General features: G+C 64.2%; 2 protein-coding genes and 1 pseudogene. 1 reads left to right on the top strand and 2 read right to left on the bottom strand.

The genetic code is table 11. From position 1 onward, the window contains the following. Positions 1 to 17: 17 nt before the first annotated feature. Positions 18 to 242: pseudogene (locus tag AOK01_RS41260) on the bottom strand (chitinase); the annotation flags it as partial. A gap of 286 nt (positions 243 to 528) precedes the next feature. Next, positions 529 to 909: a DUF4913 domain-containing protein gene (locus AOK01_RS17845; protein WP_245702295.1), complete on the bottom strand. Its 381-nt coding sequence runs from the start codon at positions 907 to 909 to the stop codon at positions 529 to 531. Between the two features lie 566 nt (positions 910 to 1475). Between AOK01_RS17845 and AOK01_RS17840 the strand changes: the two genes are divergently transcribed. After that, a complete protein-coding gene (locus AOK01_RS17840; protein ID WP_055512789.1) occupies positions 1476 to 3176 on the top strand; it encodes a hypothetical protein in 1701 nt (566 codons plus the stop codon). The last annotated feature ends 34 nt before the right edge of the window (positions 3177 to 3210 follow it).

Genomic DNA, 3210 nt, shown 5'->3' with positions numbered 1-3210 from the left:
CCGGCTCGCTCCTCGCCTCAGCAGGAGAGGTTGCCTCCAGGGGCGACGCCGAGGATCTGGGTGAAGCGCTGGTAGGCATCCACGCGGCTCTGGACCTCGGCGGGCTTCTTGCCGTCGCATTCCACGGCGCCGTTGCTGGATCGGATGGTCTGGCCGAAGCCGGCCTGGTTCACCATGGCGTCGTGCGGCGTCATGGTGCCGGGTCCGGAGCGGGTGCTCCAGAACCACAGGCCGGCCTTCCAGCGAGGTCGATTCGGCGGCCGGTGTCAGCTTGTCGGGTACGACGGCGAACAACGTGGCGACGACGGCGGCCAGGACACCGCCTGTGGTGAGGCCGACGCGGACGAGCCGTCCGGGGGAGCGCGATCCGGGGCGGGGGGTGGTGGACATCATGGACGTCACTCCTGGTCCTGCGGCGAAGGGGGCAGTTCGCGCCGTGGTGTCCGGCCGGAACGAGGAGCGGGTGCCTGCGTGACCGCAGGCACCCGTTCACTCGACTTGTCGTCCGACTCATAGTGGGCGTCGTGATCAGGCTGAGGCGGGCGGCGGGGGCGGAGGCGGTGGCGGACCGAACGGATCCTTGCTGTCGACTTGAGGAGTTTCCTTCGGCCGGTGGCTGCCGGGCTTGCAGCCGGCGAAGGGGCCCAACGGGTCCCTCAGGGTGTTCATCGCCGGCGTCAGGTAGTCGCGGTGCCAGTTGGCGGGCCCGCACATGACGGAGCCGGGACCTGTCAACTCGCCCCAGGCGAGCCAGAGGCCGTGCAGTTGGGCGACCGCTTCCGGGTGGTCCCACCAGCGGGAGCACCAGGGGGCCATCGAAGTGATCTCCCGGCCGTAGACCGGTAGCAGCACGTGGTGCGTCCACAGAGTCAACTGCCGGAGGGCCTGCCCGTATGCGGGGCCCTCCATATAGAGGATGAATTGCGGTGGGCTCGGGGACGGCTTCTCCTGTAGAGCGTTTTCCGCCTTCGCGGCGGGCTCCTCAGCGGGGGTGGTCCCCCTCTCGGCCGCGGGAATCTCGACGGTCTCATTGGACATGACAGCCCGCTTTCTCCATACGACTTCAGCTGGTTCGTGCATGGGCATCACGTGTACGAGCCGCGTACGGTTCACTGGCTACCAGCGCCGTTCCAGGCCGGATCGGGCCGGATCGGGCCGGATCGCGGTGGGTCAGGGAGGTGCTCCCGTCCCCGCCGGGCACATCAGGTTGGCTGAAAAAAGTCGCGCAGGAGTGAACCGGTGGTGCGTGGCCATCGTTGTGACCTCTCGTAAGGCACAGGTGCGGCAGTGCAGGCGCACCCCCGGAAGATGCATACGCATTGACAATCAGTCGGCCGCAAGGAAGCTTCTGGTCCCGGGTTCGGCACCAAACTGATCCACTTGCATCAGCGCGGTGCCCCTCCAGTCTCGATCAGTTCGGCTTGGCATTCGATTGCGCGGCGACTGTTTGAAGTGGGGAAAAGGGAGAACCTTCGATGGTGCAAGCGTGGGACCAAGACAAGTACAATGAAGAACGGGCTACGTTCTTCAATCGGCTCAGTGAGTACAGGGGGCTGGGGGACAATGACGACGTCGTGAACGCTGCGACCGACGTCTGGGACCAGCTCAAAAAAGAGGGACAGTGGCTGAACAGCGGCGAAACGGCAAACGACAACTGGACGGCGAAGGGGCCGGTCGATAAGTTTCTGTATCAGCTCGAATACAACAAGGCTTTCCAGATGGCAGGTAATACCTGGAAGGACTTGGCGAATCAAGACAGTAGCGCAAATGCGTTCTACTGGGCCAGGGACGCAGAAGCGAATCAGAACAAGGACAGGGCCGGCGTATGGGGCAAGATAACCCCGCGCGCCGCGGCCGCGAGGGCGGCAGAACGAGGCGACTACATCCTGGAGACAACACCGGCGGGCAAGCTGCTCAACGGCTTGAACGGCGGATTCTCGGGGTGGAACTCATCGCCGACGCTGGCGTACGTGTGGTCGGGTAACTCGCAGACGTATGCGAAGAACACCAAGGGAACCGTCCAGGCTGATGTACTGGAAGGCATCGCGAACAACAGCGTGCTGACCAACGTCGAGTGGCCAGTCATCAAGGACAAGATCGAGGCCGGAGAAACCCCGGCCATGCGAGTGCACATACTGGATCTGCGCCATCAGTCGCAGAGTTCGGCCGCGTGGTCACTCAAGACGCTGCAGAAGATCGACGTCCATTCGCAAGCGTCTTTCGACGCGCTGCCGCAGGCCCCGACCTGGGATCCGCGGTATCAGCAGATGCAGACGCGGTGGCATCAGCGCAATCAGAAACTGGACAAGAACGATGAGGCCGCGATCGCGGCTGCCCTCGGCGACAAGGACAAGGTCGTCGTCGTAACCGATCAGGCGACGAACGAAGTCCGCATGACGTCGTCCGATGCTCTCAGTATCCAGCGGGCGAGGCAGCAGTCCGTCAGCCAGATGTTCCACAATGGCGGTGGTCAAGAAGCGCTCAACGCGTACACGCTGCTCAAGGTGGACGCCATGCTGGAGACAGTGGCGGAGAAGGAGCGGCGGAATTCTTCGTCAAGCCAGGAGTACGGGCTGCGGAGGTACACGACGCAAGGTTCCCAGGAGTACGGAAGTAACCTCGGAACGGTTCCGACGCAGGAAAGCTACGGCCATGGCCGCGCTGGTTTCACGCCGATGAATACGACCGAACCGAGCTACGTGCCGTTCAATCCTGCGGTGTACAGCCAGATGGCTCCCATGGAATCTCCTGCCGCGATGAGCAGCTTCAATGGCGGATCGCAGGGGTACTTCCCCAGTTATCCCCAGCCCCTGGTGTCGCAGGCGTACGACCCGTACCGGCAACCCAGTATGGCCTCTACTGCTTCCGCGGTGAGCCCCTTCGGGGGCGGCGGACCTCAGGGGTACTTCCCCGCCTATCAGCAGCCCTCGGGAGAGCCACCGCGCAGGCAGTCCAGTGGTGATTCCTACGGCGCCTATGACGGCGGCGCACCTCTTCAGCGTGTCAACGCCCGCGAATACGCGCCTCCGGGGCAGTACGGGCATGCAGGGCAGTACGGGAATACTGGCCAGCCCGGGAACAGTAGCGATGTGGCCGCGTATTACGCACAGCAGCGCGGCGGTGCACAGCAACAGCAGCAGCGGCGGCGCGGACCCGGGGGTGGGGGTGGGGCCTAGTAACGGGGACTGGACTCCTCGCACAGACTGATCG

This window comes from Streptomyces aurantiacus (genome assembly GCF_001418335.1).
In the GTDB taxonomy this organism is placed as follows: domain Bacteria; phylum Actinomycetota; class Actinomycetes; order Streptomycetales; family Streptomycetaceae; genus Streptomyces; species Streptomyces aurantiacus.
Note: the sequence above shows the minus strand (reverse complement) of the source record. Positions and strands in the feature narration are given on the sequence as shown.